Source organism: Hydrogenophaga sp. 2FB, assembly GCF_005503365.1.
In the GTDB taxonomy this organism is placed as follows: domain Bacteria; phylum Pseudomonadota; class Gammaproteobacteria; order Burkholderiales; family Burkholderiaceae_C; genus Hydrogenophaga.
Window position 1 is genome coordinate 67,118 of sequence record NZ_SCML01000022.1, and the last position, 15,259, is coordinate 82,376.

The following is a 15,259-nucleotide window of genomic DNA, read 5'->3' on the forward strand; positions in this document are numbered from 1 at the left end:
GGGCGGCATGTCCTTGAGCGGCAAGGCCCATGCTTCTTCGCTACAGTTCCCGCATGCCTTCGACCCCCACCCTTCCCATGCCGCCGCGCCTTTCCGCCCTGCAGGTGCTGGCCTGCGGCGCCATGATCGTCACGCTGTCCATGGGCATTCGCCACGGCTTCGGCCTCTGGCTGCAGCCGATCACCCAGGCCCAGGGCTGGACACGTGAAACCTTTTCGTTTGCGCTGGCGATCCAGAACCTGTCCTGGGGCATCTTCGGGATCTTCGCCGGCATGGCGGCCGACCGGTTCGGCGCCTTCCGCGTGCTGGTGGCTGGCGCGGTGGCCTATGCCCTGGGCCTGACCGGCATGGCCCTGAGCACGACATCGCTGGGCTTTGCCCTCACCACCGGCGTGTTGATCGGTGCGGCCCAGGCCGGCACCACTTACGCGGTGGTCTATGGCGTGATCGGCCGGCAGATTCCCGCCGAAAAGCGCTCCTGGGCCATGGGCGTGGCGGCGGCAGCGGGGTCCTTCGGCCAGTTCCTCATGGTGCCGGTGGAAGGCTGGCTGATCAGCCACGTCGGCTGGCAACAGGCATTGCTGTTCCTTGCGGTCGGGGTGCTGCTGATCACCCCCCTGGCGCTGGGCCTGCGCGAGCCGGGCTTCGCTGGTGGGCAGGCACCCGCGCGCGAACAGACGATTGCACAGGCGCTGCGCGAGGCCTTCCGTTACCGCAGCTTTCAACTGCTCATGGCCGGTTACTTCGTCTGCGGTTTCCAGGTGGTGTTCATCGGCGTGCACATGCCGAGTTACCTCAAGGACAACGGCCTTTCGCCCCAGGTCGCCAGCTACGCGCTGGCCCTGATCGGGCTGTTCAACGTGATCGGCACCTACGCCGCCGGCGCGCTCGGCCAGCGCCTGGCCAAGCGCCACATCCTGGCGTTCATCTATTTCGCGCGCGCCGCCGTGATCGCGGTGTTCCTGATCGTGCCGCTGTCACCCATGAGCGTGTACGTGTTCTCCGCCGTCATGGGCATGCTGTGGCTGTCGACCGTGCCCCCCACCAACGCGGTGGTGGCGCAGATCTTCGGCGTGGCCCACATGTCCATGCTGGGTGGCTTCATCTTCTTCAGCCACCAGATCGGCAGCTTCATGGGCGTGTGGCTGGGCGGCGTGCTGTACGACCAGACCGGCAGCTACGACATCGTCTGGTACCTCGCGATCGCGCTGGGTGTGTTCGCCGGGCTGATCAACCTGCCGGTGCGTGAAACACCGATCGCGCGCGCACCGCAACGCGTGGAGGCGGCGGCGTGAGCAAGCCCCTGGCCGTGCGCGCGCTGGCCTGGACCGCGGCGGTCGCGGCCCTGCTGGCCACGTTCGCGCTCTACCACCGGCCCGAATTCCTGGTGAACCTGGCGGACCAGCTCTGGAGCTGCTTCTGATGAAGATGGCGCTCCAGCCACCGCAGCCCCTGACCCCGCCCTCTCCCTGGATTCAGCGCTGGCACCACCTGGCCGCTCCCGGCGGTCAGGTGCTCGACGTGGCCTGCGGCCCCGGCCGGCATCTGTACTGGCTGCACGCGCAGGGCCACCACGTCACGGGCGTCGACCGCTCGCCCGAAGCGATCGTGAGCACCGCACCACTGGCGCAGGCCGGGGCGCGCATCGTCCAGGCCGACATCGAAAACGGTCCTTGGCCCTTCCCCGGCGAACGCTTCGACCTCGTGGTGGTCACCAACTACCTCTGGCGCCCGCTGTTGCCCGCCGTCGTGGACAGCGTGGCCGAGGGCGGCGTGCTGCTCTACGAAACATTTGCTGACGGAAATCAGAGCGTGGGCAAGCCCTCGCGGCCGGACTTTCTGCTCCAGCCCGGTGAACTTCTGCAGGCGGCCCAGGGTCTGCACGTGGTGGCCTACGAAGACGGTTTCTGCGACCGTCCCGAACGCTTCGTCCAGCGCATGGCGGCGGTGCGAAAACGGCCTGGAACGCCCGTCTCGCCCCCACGGTATCGCCTCGACACCGCTGGGTAGAATGCAAGGTTCGCGCGCCGCCCACCCTCGGGATGGGAAATCGGTGGACGCTCAAAATTCAAGTCTCTACTTATGACACCCATCACCGGCAGCATCGTGGCCCTGGTCACGCCCATGCATGAAGACGGCAGCGTTGACTACCCCACGCTGCGCAAGCTGATCGACTGGCACATCACCGAAGGCACCGACTGCATCGGCGTGGTCGGCACCACGGGCGAATCGCCCACGGTCAACGTCGAAGAGCACTGCGAAATCATCCGCGTCTCGGTCGAGCAGGCCAAAACGCATGGCGCCAAGCGCGTGCCCATCATGGCCGGCTGCGGCGCCAACTCCACCGCCGAGGCGATCGAACTCGCGCGCTTCGCGCAAAGCGTGGGCGCCGACTGCCAGTTGCAGGTCGTGCCCTACTACAACAAGCCCACGCAAGAGGGCCAGTACCAGCACTTCAAGGCCATCGCCGAAGCCGTGGGCGATCTGCCCACCGTGCTGTACAACGTACCGGGCCGCACCGTGGCCGACATGGCGCACGACACCGTGCTGCGCCTGGCGCAAGTGCCCGGCATCGTCGGCATCAAGGAAGCCACCGGCAACATCGAGCGCGCGCAATGGCTCATTCGCGACGTGCCCAAAGGCTTCTCGGTCTACTCGGGTGACGACCCCACCGCCGTGGCGCTCATGCTGTGCGGCGGTCAGGGCAACATCAGCGTCACCGCCAACATTGCGCCGCGCCTCATGCACGAGCTGTGCGTGGCCGCGATCGCGGGCGACGTGAAGCGTGCGATGGCCATTCAGTACCAGTTGATGCCGGTGCACAAGAACCTGTTTGTCGAAGCCAATCCGATCCCGCTCAAGTGGGCCATGGCCCGCCTGGGTCTGTGCAACGAGACCATGCGCCTGCCCATGACACCGATGACGCGCTCCCTGGCGCCCACGGTGGAAGGCGCGCTGCGCGCCAGTGGCCTGCTCTCCTGACGCGATCCTCCTGCGTTGTTCCGCAACCGATCCCCGTTTCCAACGAGCCCCCTACACATGTCCATTCGCCACCCGATCCCGACCTTGACCCGAATCGGCCTGTTGGCCATCGCGACCGTTCTCGCAACGGGCTGCTCGCTCCTGCAAGAGGACAAGATCGACTACAAGAGCGCCAAGCGTGGCAGCACGCTGGAAGTGCCGCCCGACCTGACGCAGCTCACCCGCGACTCGCGCTACAACGTGCCGGGCGGCGTGGTGACGGCCAGTGGTTACCAGAGCAGCACGCCGGCGCAAGCCACGGCCGCCAGCACCGCGGCCGTGAGCATGGGCGACGTGCGCATCGAACGCGCGGGCAACCAGCGCTGGCTGGTGGTCGACCGCCCGGCCGACAAACTGTGGAGCCCGCTGCGCGACTTCTGGCAAGAGAACGGCTTCCTGCTCGACATCGACCAGGAAGCCCTGGGCATCATGGAAACCGATTGGGCCGAGAACCGCGCCAAGCTGCCGCAGGATTTCATCCGCTCCACCATCGGCAAGGTGTTCGACAGCCTGTACTCCACCGGTGAGCGCGACCGCTTCCGCACGCGCCTGGAACGCACCGCCAATGGCGGCACCGAGATCTACATCAGCCATCGCGGCATGGTCGAGGTGTATTCCAACAAGGACAAGGACCAGACCGTGTGGCAGCCCCGTCCGGCCGACGTGGAACTGGAAACCGAATTCCTGCGCCGCCTGATGGTGAAGCTGGGCGTGACCGAAGCCCAGGCGCAGGCCGTGGCCGCGAGCACGCCGGTGCAGGCGGCAGCGCGCGTGACCCAGGTGAACAACGCACCGGTGGTGCTGTTCGACGACAACTTCGACCGCGCCTGGCGCCGCGTGGGCCTCTCGCTGGACCGCACCGGCTTCACCGTCGAAGACCGCGACCGCAGCAAGGGCCTGTACTTCGTGCGTTACATCGAACCGGTGATGGACGTCAAGCAGCCGGGCTTCTTCGCCAAGATGTTTGGCGCGTCCAAGACCGAGGCCAGCACCGAGCGCTACCGCGTCTCGGTGACCAGCGTCGACAACAAGACCACGGTGGCGGTGCTCGACAACCAGGGCAAGCCCGATGGCTCGGCCGCCGCGCAGCGCATTGCCAAGTTGCTGGCGGAAGACCTCAAGTAACGAGGCCTGCGGGCGGCGCGCCGCCCAATGAAAAAAGCCACCGGAACCCGGTGGCTTTTTTTGTGGCCCGCGAGGGGCCTGTTCACCCGACTATTGGGCCTTGGGGGCTGGCGTCACGGCGGCCTTGGTGGCATCAGCAGCCTTTTCAGCGGTGGCCTTGGCCTTGTCGGCCGCTTCCTTGGCGGCGTCCACGGTCGCAGCACCGGCTGCCTTGGCGGCATCAACAGTGGCTGCACCAGCTTCCTTGGCAGCGTCTGCGGTCGCAGCGCCGGCTTCCTTGGCGGCGTCCACGGCCGATGCACCCGCGGCCTTCGCGGACTCGGCAGCGCCGGCCATTGATGGTGCGGCTGGCTCAGCAGCAGGTGCGGCAGCCGGTGCCGGTGCGGCCACGGGTGCTTCTTCCTTCTTGCCGCAAGCGGTCAGGGCGATGGCCGCGAGCACGGCGGTGAGAAGAATGGTTTTTTTCATGATGTGCGCCTCCAGGCAGGGTGTTGTTGAACGGTTTTTGTGAACGGAATGGATATCCCTCCGGTCCGCGGGGATGATATCCCCCCCAAAATGGTGCGGCGCGGCCCCACAACGATGCCCCTGGCCCGCTTGGGGTCAGCTCACAAGCCCAGCGTTGACGCGGGAAAGGCCGGAGTGGCCCGGTGCCACCACTGCTGCACCTGCTCCTGCAAGGCCACGCGCCGCTCGGCGCTGCGGCTGGCCACCAGGGTGCAACGCAGGGTGTCCATCCGCTGCAGCGTCCAGGCGGGCGACCACAGAACGCTGGGCAGGTCGTCCGCCGATGCGCTGGGACACGCCTGGGCTTCGACCAGGTGTGACCAGGTCACGCGCCACTGCACGAAACGGGGGTGCTGCTGGCGCAGCACGCCGTACTCGCGCGCCAGCAGCTGCAAGGAACGGCCTCGGGCAGACCAGGCGTTGAGCGAGGCCACGACCTCGCGCTCGCCGAGCGGCCAGTCGGCGAAGTCGGCATCGCACAGCACGAGGCGCGGCCACCCTTCCCGCGCCGCGGTGGCGATGGCCTGGCGCACCAGATCGGCGAACAGCTGGCGGCCCGAGAGCCGGCCTTCGGGCAAGGCGTCGATGGCGTGGGATTCTTCGGTCATGCAAGCCTCCTGCGCGACGGACACATGGGCAACCGCGGCGTGCGCGCCCGGGTTCAGTCCGGCTCGACCCGGTGCAGCCAACCGGCGTCGAACCAGTCCTGCAACAAGGCTTGCGCACCCTCGCTGGCGCGCACCACCTGGCGCTGGCCCAGGCAGCGGTGGTCGGCCAGTGCGCGCATGAGGCGCGCGTCGGCGCCGCCGGCACGAAAGCTCTCGCCATTGATGAACACGTGCCGATCGTCGTACATCATGCGCGTGCGCCGGTCGAGCCGCAAGGCGCCGGGCACCCAGTCGGCCTCGGCTTCGTCGAACCACACACGGGGCTTGGGCTCGGTCATCACCTCGCCCAGCGCGCAGGCCAGGGAGGCACGCTCGGCCAGCAGGCGCTGCAGCGCATCCACCGCGAAGGCTTCGAGCGCGGCGGGCATCGCGGCCGGGTTTGCGGTGGCGGGCTGCTGCGGATCGCGGTACAGCGTGTTGTCTTCGAGTTCGTCGGCCATGCGCTGCAGCAACTCGCCCGCCAGGCCGCCGCGTTGCGGCGCGCGAAAACCGATGGAGTACGTGGAGCAATCGCCCCCCACCGCATCACCGTCGTGCGCCCACTTCGGCGGCAGGTAGAGCATGTCTCCGGGGTTGAGCACGTGCTCCTCCTCGGGCTCGAAACGGCTGAGGATTTTCAATGGCACGCCGGGCTGCAGTGACAAGTCGTGCTGGCGACCGATGCGCCAGCGCCGCTGACCCGTGGCCTGCAGCAGGAACACGTCATAGCTGTCGAAGTGCGGGCCCACGCCGCCCCCTTCGCTGGCCCAGGAGATCATCAGGTCATCCAGGCGCGCGTCGGGCACGAAACGAAAGCGTTGCAACAGCGCGTGCGCCGCGTCGAGGTGCTGGTCCACGCCCTGCACGAGCAAGGTCCAGCCGGTTTGCTTGAGCGGCGGCAGTTGTGTCTTGGCCAGCGGACCTGGCTTGAGCGTCCAACCCTGCGGCTGGCGCACGATCAGGCGCGATTCCACCGCTTCGTCGGCGGCCATCTCGAACAGTTGCTGGCGGCTCAACAACGGCGCAAAACCCGGGATGGCGGCGCGGATCAGCAGCGGCTTTTTCTGCCAGTGCCGGCGCATGAACTGCGCGGGACTCAAACCCCCAAGCAAGGCGTTGGGGGCGTCTGGCGCGGGCAACGCGGGGATCGGTGGTGTGTTGGTGCGGGCTTGGGGCATGTGACAATTGTCGGATGAAAATCAACCAACAATGCGTGGTGGCGCTGACCTGGACATTGAAGGACACGCTGGGCGAAGAGCTCGACGTGCTCGAAGAGCCGGTGGAGTTCCTGGTGGGCGGCACCGACCTGCTGGCCAAAATCGAAGAGGCACTGCTGCACCACTCGGCGGGCGACACGGTCGACCTGCAGCTCGAGCCCGTCGATGCCTTCGGCGACTACGACGACCGCCTGCTGTTTCTGGAGCCCCGCCACCTTTTCCCCGACGACATCGAGGAAGGCATGGGCTTCGAGGGCCTGCCTCCGGGCAGCAATCCCGCGGCACCACAAGACCGCCTGTACTTCATCAGCGACATCTACCCCGACCATGTGGTGCTCGATGGCAACCACCCGCTGGCCGGCATCGCGCTGCGCATCCAGCTGAAGGTGCATGCGGTGCGCGAAGCGCGCGAAGACGAAGTGGGCAAGGGCACGCTGGGCACCGGCTTCTTCCGCATGCACGTGGACGCACCCGACGAACTGCAAGGCCCGGGCATCGACCCGCCCGGCCCTCGCACCCTTCACTGAAGCATAGGTTCAGCCGCGGCCCGTCGAGCCGTAGCCGCCAGCGCCGCGCTCGCTCTCCGCAGCGAAATCGTTCACCACATTGAACCGTGCCTGCACCACCGGCACGATCACCATCTGCGCGATGCGCTCCATGGGTTCGATGGTGAAGGGCACGTCGCTGCGGTTCCACGCGCTCACCATGAGCTGGCCCTGGTAGTCGCTGTCGATCAGACCGACCAGGTTGCCCAGCACGATGCCGTGTTTGTGGCCCAGACCCGAGCGCGGCAGGATCATGGCGGCGTAGCCAGGATCGGCCAGGTGAATGGCCATGCCGGTGGGCACCAGTTGCCAGGCGTTGGGCGCGAGGGTCAAGGGGGCGTCCAGGCAGGCGCGCAGATCGAGTCCGGCGCTGCCGGGCGTGGCGTAACTGGGAAGCTGATCGGCGATGCGCGGATCCAGCACTTTCACATCGATGTGCATTCGAAGAGGCTCCAGGGGAAGAAGCGATGGATTCTAGGGCGTAGAAAAAAACAAACCCCGCCGAAGCGGGGTTCGTGTTGACCGCCAGGGACTCGCTCAGAGCTTGGCGCGTTGCATGTAGTTGTCGAACTGCGCTTCGGTGAAACGGAACCAGAGGTTCTGGTCCTTGCGGAAGTTCGAGTAGTCGGCGTAGATTTTCTTCCACTTGGGGTTGCTGGCGCTGTTCTCGTCGTACACCGCCATGGATTCCTTGAACGCCGCGTCCATCACGGCCTTGGGGAAGGCCAGCACCTTGGTGCCCGAGGCCACCAGTTGCTTGAGGGCCGCCGGGTTGAGCGCATCGTATTTCGCCTGCATGGTCGTGTGGGCCACCGCGGCCGCACTTTCCACGATCGCCTTGTTTTCGCTCGACAGGCTGTTGTACGCCTTGTTGTTGACGTACAGCGAGAGCTGCGGACCACCTTCCCACCAACCCGGGTAGTAGTAGTAAGGCGCGACCTTGTTGAAGCCCAGCTTCTGGTCGTCATACGGTCCGACCCATTCGCTGGCGTCGATGGTGCCCTTTTCAAGCGCCTGGTAGATCTCGCCGCCGGGGATGTTCTGCGGCACACCGCCCATGCGCGTGAACACCTTGCCGGCAAAGCCACCAATGCGCATCTTCATGCCCTTGATGTCGTTGAGTGTCTTGATTTCCTTGCGGTACCAGCCACCCATCTGGGCACCGGTATTGCCCATGGGGAAGTTCACGATGTTGTAGCCGGCGTAGAACTCACGGAACAGCTTCATGCCGTTGCCCTCATACATCCACGCCGTCATCTGGCGGCTGTTGAGGCCGAAGGGAATGGCGCAGTCCAGCGCAAAGGTGTCGTCCTTGCCGAAGAAGTAGTAGGGCGCGGTGTGCGCGCACTCCACGGTGCCGTCCTGCACACCATCGACGACGCCGAACGCGGGCATGATTTCACCCCCCGCATGCACGGTGATCGAGAACTTGCCGCCGGACATTTCGTTGACCTTCTTCGAAAACACGTCGGCAGCACCAAAGATGGTGTCGAGTGCCTTGGGGAAGCTCGAGGCCAGTCGCCAGCGGATGGCAGCCTGGGCGTGCACGGCAGGCGCTGCGCCTGCGGCCAGCACGCCAGCGATGCCGGCGTGCTTGATGAGAGAACGACGATCCATTTTGATAACTCCGTGGTTGGTATAGGCATACACCCGGCCCACCAGAAGCAAGCCGGGGACTTCACAGTCCGACGGAATTTTAGGAATCGCCTTTAGAGGGAACTCAGGGGTTTTCCCTCGAAAAGACGCTCAGGGGGGCGAGCGTTCAGCCTCTTGCAAGCTTCGCCACTGGAGAGGCAAATGGGGCTCAAACCACCCGTTTGAGCGTGGGCGAGGCCTGCAGAAGCGCGCCAAAACGGGCACGCACCGAGGCCTCGATACCGGCCGCATCCAGGCCTTCCAGCCCCAGCAATTTGGCCGGGTCACCGTGCTCGATGAAGGTGTCGGGCAAGCCCAATTGCAGCACGGGCAACACCAGTCCTTCGGCCTGTAGCGCTTCCAGGACAGCGGCGCCCGCGCCACCCTGGACACAGCCTTCTTCGACCGTGACCAAGGCCTCGTGGGTCTGTGCCAGTTCGCGCAGCAGTTCCAGGTCCAGCGGTTTGACCCAGCGCATGTTGGCCACACTCGCGCCCAACGCCTCACCCGCCGCGAGCGCGGGTTGCAGCAGCGTGCCAAACGCCAGGATCGCCACACTGCTGCCTTTGCGACGGAGTTCACCACGGCCAAATGGCAGGCCTTCGAGGCTTGCGGGCTGCGCCACACCGGCCCCGGCACCGCGCGGATAACGCACCGCCACCGGGTGGTTTTGCTCGAACGCCGTGCTTAGCAGTTGCCGGCACTCGGCCTCATCGGCCGGGCAGGCCACAGACATGTTGGGGATGCAGCGCAGGTACGCGATGTCGTACGCGCCTGCGTGGGTAGCGCCATCGGCCCCCACGATGCCCGCGCGATCGAGCGCGAACACCACGGGCAGGTTCTGCAAGGCCACGTCGTGGATGAGCTGGTCGTAGGCACGTTGCAGGAAGGTGGAGTAGATCGCCACCACCGGTTTGAGGCCTTCGCAGGCCATGCCGGCGGCGAAGGTCACGGCGTGCTGCTCGGCGATGCCCACGTCAAAGTAACGCGCGGGGAAGCGGCGTTCGAACTCGACCATGCCCGAGCCTTCGCGCATGGCGGGCGTGATGCCGATCAGGCGCGGGTCGGCCTCGGCCATGTCGCACAGCCATTTGCCGAACACTTGGGTGAAAGTGGTCTTGGGGGGCGTGGCGGGTTTGGTCAGGCCCACCAAAGGGTCGAACACGCCGGGGCCGTGGTACGCGATGGGGTCGGCTTCCGCGAGCTTGTAGCCCTGCCCTTTCTTCGTGACCACGTGCAGGAACTGCGGGCCGCTGTCGGTGTCGAGCAGATGGCGGATGTTTTCCAGCGTGGGGATCAGCGAGTCGAGGTCGTGGCCATCGATCGGGCCGATGTAGTTGAAGCCGAACTTCTCGAACAAGGTGGCGGGGACCACCATGCCCTTGGCGTGTTCTTCCAGGCGCTTGGCGAGTTCGAACAGCGGCGGCGCGCCCTTGAGCACCTGCTTGCCCACGTTCTTCGCAGCGGCATAGAACTGCCCGCTCATGAGTTGCGCGAGATAGCGGTTGAGCGCGCCCACCGGTGGCGAGATCGACATGTCGTTGTCGTTCAGCACGACCAGCAGGCGGCCATCGGCCACGCCGGCGTTGTTCAGCGCTTCGAAGGCCATGCCCGCGGTCATCGCGCCGTCGCCGATGATGGCGACGGACTTGCGCTGCTCGCCCTTGATCTTGGACGCCAGTGCCATGCCGAGCGCGGCCGAGATGCTGGTGGACGAGTGCGCGGTGCCGAAGGTGTCGTACTCGCTCTCGTCGCGGCGCGGGAAACCGCTGATGCCGCCGAACTGGCGCAGCGTGTTCATGCGATCGCGCCGGCCGGTGAGGATCTTGTGCGGGTAGGTCTGGTGGCCCACGTCCCAGACCAGGCGGTCCTCGGGCGTGTTGAACACGTAGTGCAGGGCCACGGTGAGTTCGACCGTGCCCAGGTTGGAACTGAGGTGTCCGCCCGTGCGCGCCACGCTCTCCAGCAGGAAGGCCCGCAACTCGTCGGCCAGGGGTTTGAGCTGCGCGCGCGGCAGGCGGCGCATGTCGGCGGGCGAGTCAATGGACGACAACAGGGAACTCATGGGTGGCGTCGCTTGGGTCATGGTGTTGCGGCCTTGTGTGGCCGGTCAGGATGCGCGCCGCCCCACCCAGTCGGCCAGGGCGTGCAGGGTGCGGGTGTGCGTGAGGCCGCTGCGGCGCAGGGCGTCATGGGCCTGGTCCAGCACGCGATCGGCATAGGCCTGGGCTTCGGCCAGGCCCATCAGGGAGACAAAAGTGGGCTTGTCTGCGGCGGCGTCCTTGCCGGCGGTCTTGCCCAGGGTAGCCGAGTCGGCGGTGACGTCCAGGATGTCGTCGACCACCTGGAACGCCAGGCCCACGCAGGCACCGTAGCGCGCGAGCATGGCCTGCGCTTCGGGCGAGGGGTTGCCGCTGGCCGCGCCCATGGTCACGCTGGCTTGCAGCAGGGCGCCGGTCTTGCGGCGGTGCATGGCTTCGAGCGAGGGCAAGTCGAGGGCCACCCCCACGCTGGCCAGATCGACCGCCTGGCCGCCGGCCATGCCGTCGGCGCCGGCTGCGAGTGCGAGCAGGCGGCACAGGCGCGCGCACATGGCGTCGCCCACACTGCTGTCACCGGGCACCAGCAGTTCGAAGGCCAGGGCCTGCAGGGCGTCGCCGGCCAGCAGGGCTTGCGCTTCGCCAAACTGCACGTGCACCGTGGGCTTGCCTCGGCGCAGCACGTCGTTGTCCATGCAGGGCATGTCGTCGTGCACCAGCGAGTACGCGTGGATGAGTTCCACCGCGCAGGCCGCGCGCATGGCGGCCTCGGCATGCCCCGCCACGGCTTCGCAAGTGGCCAGCACCAGCAGCGGGCGCAGCCGCTTGCCACCGTCGAGCACGGCGTAGCGCATGGCGTCGCCCAAGCCGGCGGGCGCGTCGGCGCGCACCCAGCGGTCGAGCGCGCGTTCGACCGCGTCCTGTTGCCCCTGGCGCCAGGTCACGAAGTCGAGGTCATGGGAGAGCACGGCGCTCACGCGGCGTCCCAGGGTTTGAGGGCACCGCCTTCGAGCACCTTGATCTGCTCTTCGACTTCGTCGAGGCGCGTGCGGCAGAAGGCCAGCAATTCGGCCCCGCGTTGGTAGCGCGTGAGCAACTGGTCCAGCGGCAGCTTGCCGGCATCGAGTTGTGCGACGAGTTGTTCGAGCTCTTCCAGGGCCGCCTCATAGCTGGTCGCAGGGGCTGGCATGGCGGCCGCACGGGGGCTGCGGGGAGAAGTCGGTGTGGGCATGTGGTCGGTCTGCTGAGGCTCTTGCTGGCCATCGGTTGGCTGTGCGGGGCAATGCGCCGATGCGGGCTCTGCCCGGGGATGGCCTCGTGAAACTGGCATTTTATGCCCGGTGAGGGTATTGCCCCCTGGGGGTACAATCCACGTTCCTTTTTCGCCCCCACTCTTCACCACGGACAGCCCCTGTCCGGAGGGACGCACCACCCACCCATCCCGCGCGAATTCGTCTGACGAGCACAGCGCTTACCCTGCCCCTTCATAGGGGGAGTCTTCAGGTCAGGACCGCATGTCTGATTTAAGTCTTCAACTGCAGCAGGCCGCAAGCCAACTTCCGGTTTCCAGCTACTTCAGCGAGGCGCTGTTCCAGCGCGAAAAGGAAACACTCTTCCAGCGCGGGCCCCGGTATGTGGGGCACCAACTCGCGGTTCCCAACGTCGGGGACTACCACGCCTTGCCGCAGGAAGCGGGGGGGCGCGCGCTCGTGCGCACCAGCAAGGGCGTCGAACTGGTTTCCAACGTCTGCCGCCACCGCCAGGCCGTCATGCTCAAGGGCCGCGGCAACCTCGGCGAAACGCGCAGCGGCAGTGCCGGCGGCAACATCGTCTGCCCCCTGCACCGCTGGACCTACAGCGGCACGCACGGCGAACAAGCCGGGCTGCTGCTGGGTGCCCCGCACTTCGAGCAGGACCCCTGCCTCAACCTCAACAACTACGGCTTGCGCGAATGGAATGGCCTGCTGTTCGAGGACAACGGCCGCGACGTGCAGGCCGACCTGGCCAACATGGGGCCGCGCGCCGCGCTCGACTTCGAGGGCATGGTGCTCGACCACGTGGAAATCCACGAGTGCAACTACAACTGGAAGACCTTCATCGAGGTCTATCTGGAGGACTACCATGTCGCGCCGTTCCACCCCGGCCTGGGCGGCTTCGTCACGTGTGAAGACCTGCGCTGGGAATTCAAGCCCGAGTACTCGGTGCAGACGGTCGGCCCGGCCAACCTGATGGGCAAGGCCGGAAGCCCCGTGTACCAGCGCTGGCACGAGCAGCTGATGCAGTACCGCCAGGGGCAGATGCCCGATCACGGGGCGATCTGGTTGACCTACTACCCGCACATCATGGTCGAGTGGTACCCGCACGTGTTGACCGTGTCGACCTTGCACCCGGTGAGCGTGGACAAGACCATCAACATGGTCGAGTTCTACTACCCCGAGGAGATCGCGGCCTTCGAGCGCGAGTTCGTCGAGGCCCAGCGCGCCGCGTACATGGAAACCTGCATCGAGGACGACGAAATCGCCGAACGCATGGACGCCGGGCGCAAGGCCTTGCTCGCGCGCGGTGACAACGAGGTCGGCCCGTACCAGAGCCCGATGGAAGACGGCATGCAGCACTTCCACGAGTGGTACCGACGCCAGATGGCAGGCGCCGTCGCGGGTTGACGGGGCGCACCATCCGCCCCGCCGCGCCCTTCCCCGAGTCCACGGGAGCCTGACGCATGCAGGCCCTGTGGATGTTGCTCGCCTCGGTGTTCTTCGCCTCCATGGGCGTGTGCATCAAGTTCGCGTCCGCCCACTTCAACAGCTTCGAGATCGTGTTCTACCGCGGTCTGGTGGGCGTGGTCTTCCTGATCGGCCTGACGCGCGTGAACCGCGTATCGCTGCGCACCCGGCTGCCCATGATGCATGTCTGGCGCAGCACCATCGGAACCATTTCGCTCGCGTCCTGGTTTTATGCGATTGCCGTCTTGCCGTTGGCCACCGCAATGACGCTCAACTACATGAGCAGCGTGTGGATCGCCGCGTTCCTGATCGGTGGCGCGCTGCTGGTGCAAGGCCGCCAGACACCGATTCGCCAGCAGGGCCCGCTGTTCCTCACCGTGCTCGCGGGGTTCGCAGGCGTGGCGATGATGCTGCGCCCCTCTCTCGCCGACGACCAGGTGGTGGGCGCGCTGGTGGGCCTGCTCTCGGGCATCTTCTCGGCATTTGCCTATCTGCAGGTGGCCGCACTGTCGCGCGCTGGCGAGCCCGAGAGCCGCACGGTGTTCTATTTTTCGATCGGTGCCCTGTTGGCCGGCGCGGCAGGCATGCTGTTCACGGGCGTGAGCGCCTGGCATTGGCCCAGTGCGCTGTGGCTGCTGCTCATCGGACTGCTGGCGGTGTTCGGCCAGCTTTTCCTGACACGCGCCTACTCCCATGGCGCCACCATGGTGGTGGCCAATCTGCAGTATTCCGGCATCGTGTTCGCCGGCCTCTACGGCATGCTGTTCTTTGACGAACGGTTGCCCTTGATGGGCTGGTTGGGCATGGCGCTGATCATCCTCAGCGGTGTCGCCGCCACCGTGTTGCGCAGCCGCACCGTGCCCGACGCCCCGGCCGAAGAGCACTGAGAACCCGTTCACGCTGCTGGCGGCATGGTCTATCGCACAATGTGCGCATGTACACGACACTGATCACCGCCCCCCAGTTGCAGCGACTCATGGCCAGCGGCGCGCCGCTGCGGGTGATGGACTGCAGTTTCGAGTTGATGAAGCCCGATGCGGGCCATGTGCAGTTCGAGGCCGAGCACATCCCGGGCTCGGTCCACGTGCACCTGGACCACCACCTGAGCGACAAGTCCGGCGCGGACCGCGCCAGCGGCGGGCGCCATCCGCTGCCGTCGCGCGAGACGTTTGCCGCGCGGCTCGGCGCGCTGGGTCTACACAACGGCATGCAGGCCGTGGTGCTGGACCGCCAGGCCATCACCACCAGCGGGCGCCTGTGGTGGATGCTCAAGTGGTGCGGGCACGATGCCGTGGCCGTGCTCGACGGCGGGCTCGCAGCCTGGAAGGACGCGGGCGGCGCGGTGGCATCGGGCCCGGCCGCGCCGTCCGTGCCCGCCACCTTCGCGCTGAAGGAACCGCTGGCCCACACCGCGTCCGCGCAGGAGATCGCCGATGCGCTCGGACGGCCAGGCCAGACGCTGATCGACGCGCGCGCCGCCGCGCGTTTTCGTGGAGCAACCGAGCCGCTGGACCCCGTGGCTGGCCACATCCCAGGCGCGCTCAACCGACCTTCCAGCGACAACGTGATGCCCGACGGCCGCTTCAAACCCGCGGCGCAACTGCGGAACGAATTCGAACGTCTGCTGGCGGGGCACGACCCGGCCAGCGTGGTGCACCATTGCGGCAGCGGCGTGAGCGCGGTGCCCAATCTGCTGGCCATGGAGATCGCCGGCCTGGGCCGTGCCCGGCTCTTCCCCGGCAGTTGGAGCGAGTGGTGCAACACACCGGGCCTGCCGGTCGCCCAGGGTTGACGAAACGC

17 protein-coding genes are annotated in these 15,259 nt (G+C 66.7%); 9 read left to right on the top strand and 8 right to left on the bottom strand.

What is annotated here, in order from left to right; translation table 11 throughout:
* The first annotated feature begins 53 nt into the window (after positions 1–53).
* From FFS09_RS14570 to bamC, 5 genes are all read left to right on the top strand, one after another.
* Positions 54–1,295 carry an MFS transporter gene (locus tag FFS09_RS14570; protein WP_137919618.1) on the top strand — a complete coding sequence of 414 codons (1,242 nt, stop codon included), beginning with the start codon at positions 54–56 and terminating at the stop codon, positions 1,293–1,295.
* Positions 1,292–1,423 carry a hypothetical protein gene (locus FFS09_RS31410; protein ID WP_289509301.1) on the top strand — a complete coding sequence of 44 codons (132 nt, stop codon included), beginning with the start codon at positions 1,292–1,294 and terminating at the stop codon, positions 1,421–1,423. Before FFS09_RS14570 ends, FFS09_RS31410 begins: the two co-directional genes overlap by 4 nt.
* Positions 1,423–2,010 (top strand): class I SAM-dependent methyltransferase, encoded by a 588-nt coding sequence (locus FFS09_RS14575; protein ID WP_252374369.1) that lies wholly within the window; start codon positions 1,423–1,425, stop codon positions 2,008–2,010. Before FFS09_RS31410 ends, FFS09_RS14575 begins: the two co-directional genes overlap by 1 nt.
* Before the next feature lie 72 nt (positions 2,011–2,082).
* Positions 2,083–2,982, top strand: a complete 900-nt coding sequence (gene dapA / locus FFS09_RS14580) for a 4-hydroxy-tetrahydrodipicolinate synthase (protein ID WP_137919619.1) — start codon at positions 2,083–2,085, stop codon at positions 2,980–2,982.
* Between the two features lie 57 nt (positions 2,983–3,039).
* Positions 3,040–4,146, top strand: coding sequence for an NlpB/DapX family lipoprotein (gene bamC / locus FFS09_RS14585; protein ID WP_252374370.1), 1,107 nt, complete (start codon positions 3,040–3,042; stop codon positions 4,144–4,146).
* A gap of 90 nt (positions 4,147–4,236) precedes the next feature.
* Here bamC and FFS09_RS14590 read toward each other — a convergent pair whose 3' ends face one another.
* The 3 genes from FFS09_RS14590 to FFS09_RS14600 form a co-directional block, all read right to left on the bottom strand.
* A complete protein-coding gene (locus tag FFS09_RS14590) occupies positions 4,237–4,614 on the bottom strand; it encodes a hypothetical protein (RefSeq protein ID WP_137919620.1) in 378 nt (125 codons plus the stop codon).
* Between the two features lie 140 nt (positions 4,615–4,754).
* On the bottom strand, positions 4,755–5,261 hold the full coding sequence (locus tag FFS09_RS14595; RefSeq protein WP_137919621.1) for a hypothetical protein: 507 nt from the start codon (positions 5,259–5,261) through the stop codon (positions 4,755–4,757).
* Between the two features lie 53 nt (positions 5,262–5,314).
* Entirely contained in the window at positions 5,315–6,478 is a 1,164-nt protein-coding gene (locus FFS09_RS14600; RefSeq protein ID WP_137919622.1) for a cupin domain-containing protein, read from the bottom strand.
* Positions 6,479–6,492: 14 nt separating this feature from the next.
* Here FFS09_RS14600 and FFS09_RS14605 point away from each other — a divergent pair, with 14 nt between their 5' ends.
* A complete protein-coding gene (locus FFS09_RS14605; RefSeq protein WP_137919623.1) occupies positions 6,493–7,044 on the top strand; it encodes an FKBP-type peptidyl-prolyl cis-trans isomerase in 552 nt (183 codons plus the stop codon).
* Positions 7,045–7,053: 9 nt separating this feature from the next.
* Here FFS09_RS14605 and dut read toward each other — a convergent pair whose 3' ends face one another.
* The 5 genes from dut to xseB form a co-directional block, all read right to left on the bottom strand.
* Positions 7,054–7,503 (bottom strand): dUTP diphosphatase, encoded by a 450-nt coding sequence (gene dut, locus FFS09_RS14610; protein WP_137919624.1) that lies wholly within the window; start codon positions 7,501–7,503, stop codon positions 7,054–7,056.
* A gap of 96 nt (positions 7,504–7,599) precedes the next feature.
* The gene (locus tag FFS09_RS14615) at positions 7,600–8,679 is read right to left on the bottom strand and encodes a TRAP transporter substrate-binding protein (RefSeq protein ID WP_137919625.1); all 1,080 of its coding nucleotides are present in this window, start codon (positions 8,677–8,679) and stop codon (positions 7,600–7,602) included.
* 187 nt (positions 8,680–8,866) lie between these two features.
* Positions 8,867–10,762, bottom strand: coding sequence for a 1-deoxy-D-xylulose-5-phosphate synthase (dxs, locus tag FFS09_RS14620; RefSeq protein WP_137919646.1), 1,896 nt, complete (start codon positions 10,760–10,762; stop codon positions 8,867–8,869).
* A gap of 45 nt (positions 10,763–10,807) precedes the next feature.
* On the bottom strand, positions 10,808–11,704 hold the full coding sequence (locus FFS09_RS14625) for a polyprenyl synthetase family protein (RefSeq protein ID WP_137919647.1): 897 nt from the start codon (positions 11,702–11,704) through the stop codon (positions 10,808–10,810).
* 5 nt (positions 11,705–11,709) lie between these two features.
* Entirely contained in the window at positions 11,710–11,967 is a 258-nt protein-coding gene (gene xseB / locus FFS09_RS14630) for an exodeoxyribonuclease VII small subunit (RefSeq protein ID WP_137919626.1), read from the bottom strand.
* A 283-nt stretch (positions 11,968–12,250) separates the two neighbouring features.
* Here xseB and FFS09_RS14635 point away from each other — a divergent pair, with 283 nt between their 5' ends.
* Genes FFS09_RS14635 through FFS09_RS14645 form a run of 3 tightly spaced genes read left to right on the top strand, consistent with a single transcriptional unit; the run spans position 12,251 to position 15,251 of the window.
* On the top strand, positions 12,251–13,399 hold the full coding sequence (locus FFS09_RS14635; protein WP_137919627.1) for an aromatic ring-hydroxylating oxygenase subunit alpha: 1,149 nt from the start codon (positions 12,251–12,253) through the stop codon (positions 13,397–13,399).
* 56 nt (positions 13,400–13,455) lie between these two features.
* A complete protein-coding gene (locus tag FFS09_RS14640) occupies positions 13,456–14,346 on the top strand; it encodes a DMT family transporter (protein ID WP_137919628.1) in 891 nt (296 codons plus the stop codon).
* Between the two features lie 47 nt (positions 14,347–14,393).
* Complete coding sequence (locus FFS09_RS14645; RefSeq protein WP_137919629.1) at positions 14,394–15,251, top strand: sulfurtransferase; 858 nt, start codon at positions 14,394–14,396, stop codon at positions 15,249–15,251.
* The last annotated feature ends 8 nt before the right edge of the window (positions 15,252–15,259 follow it).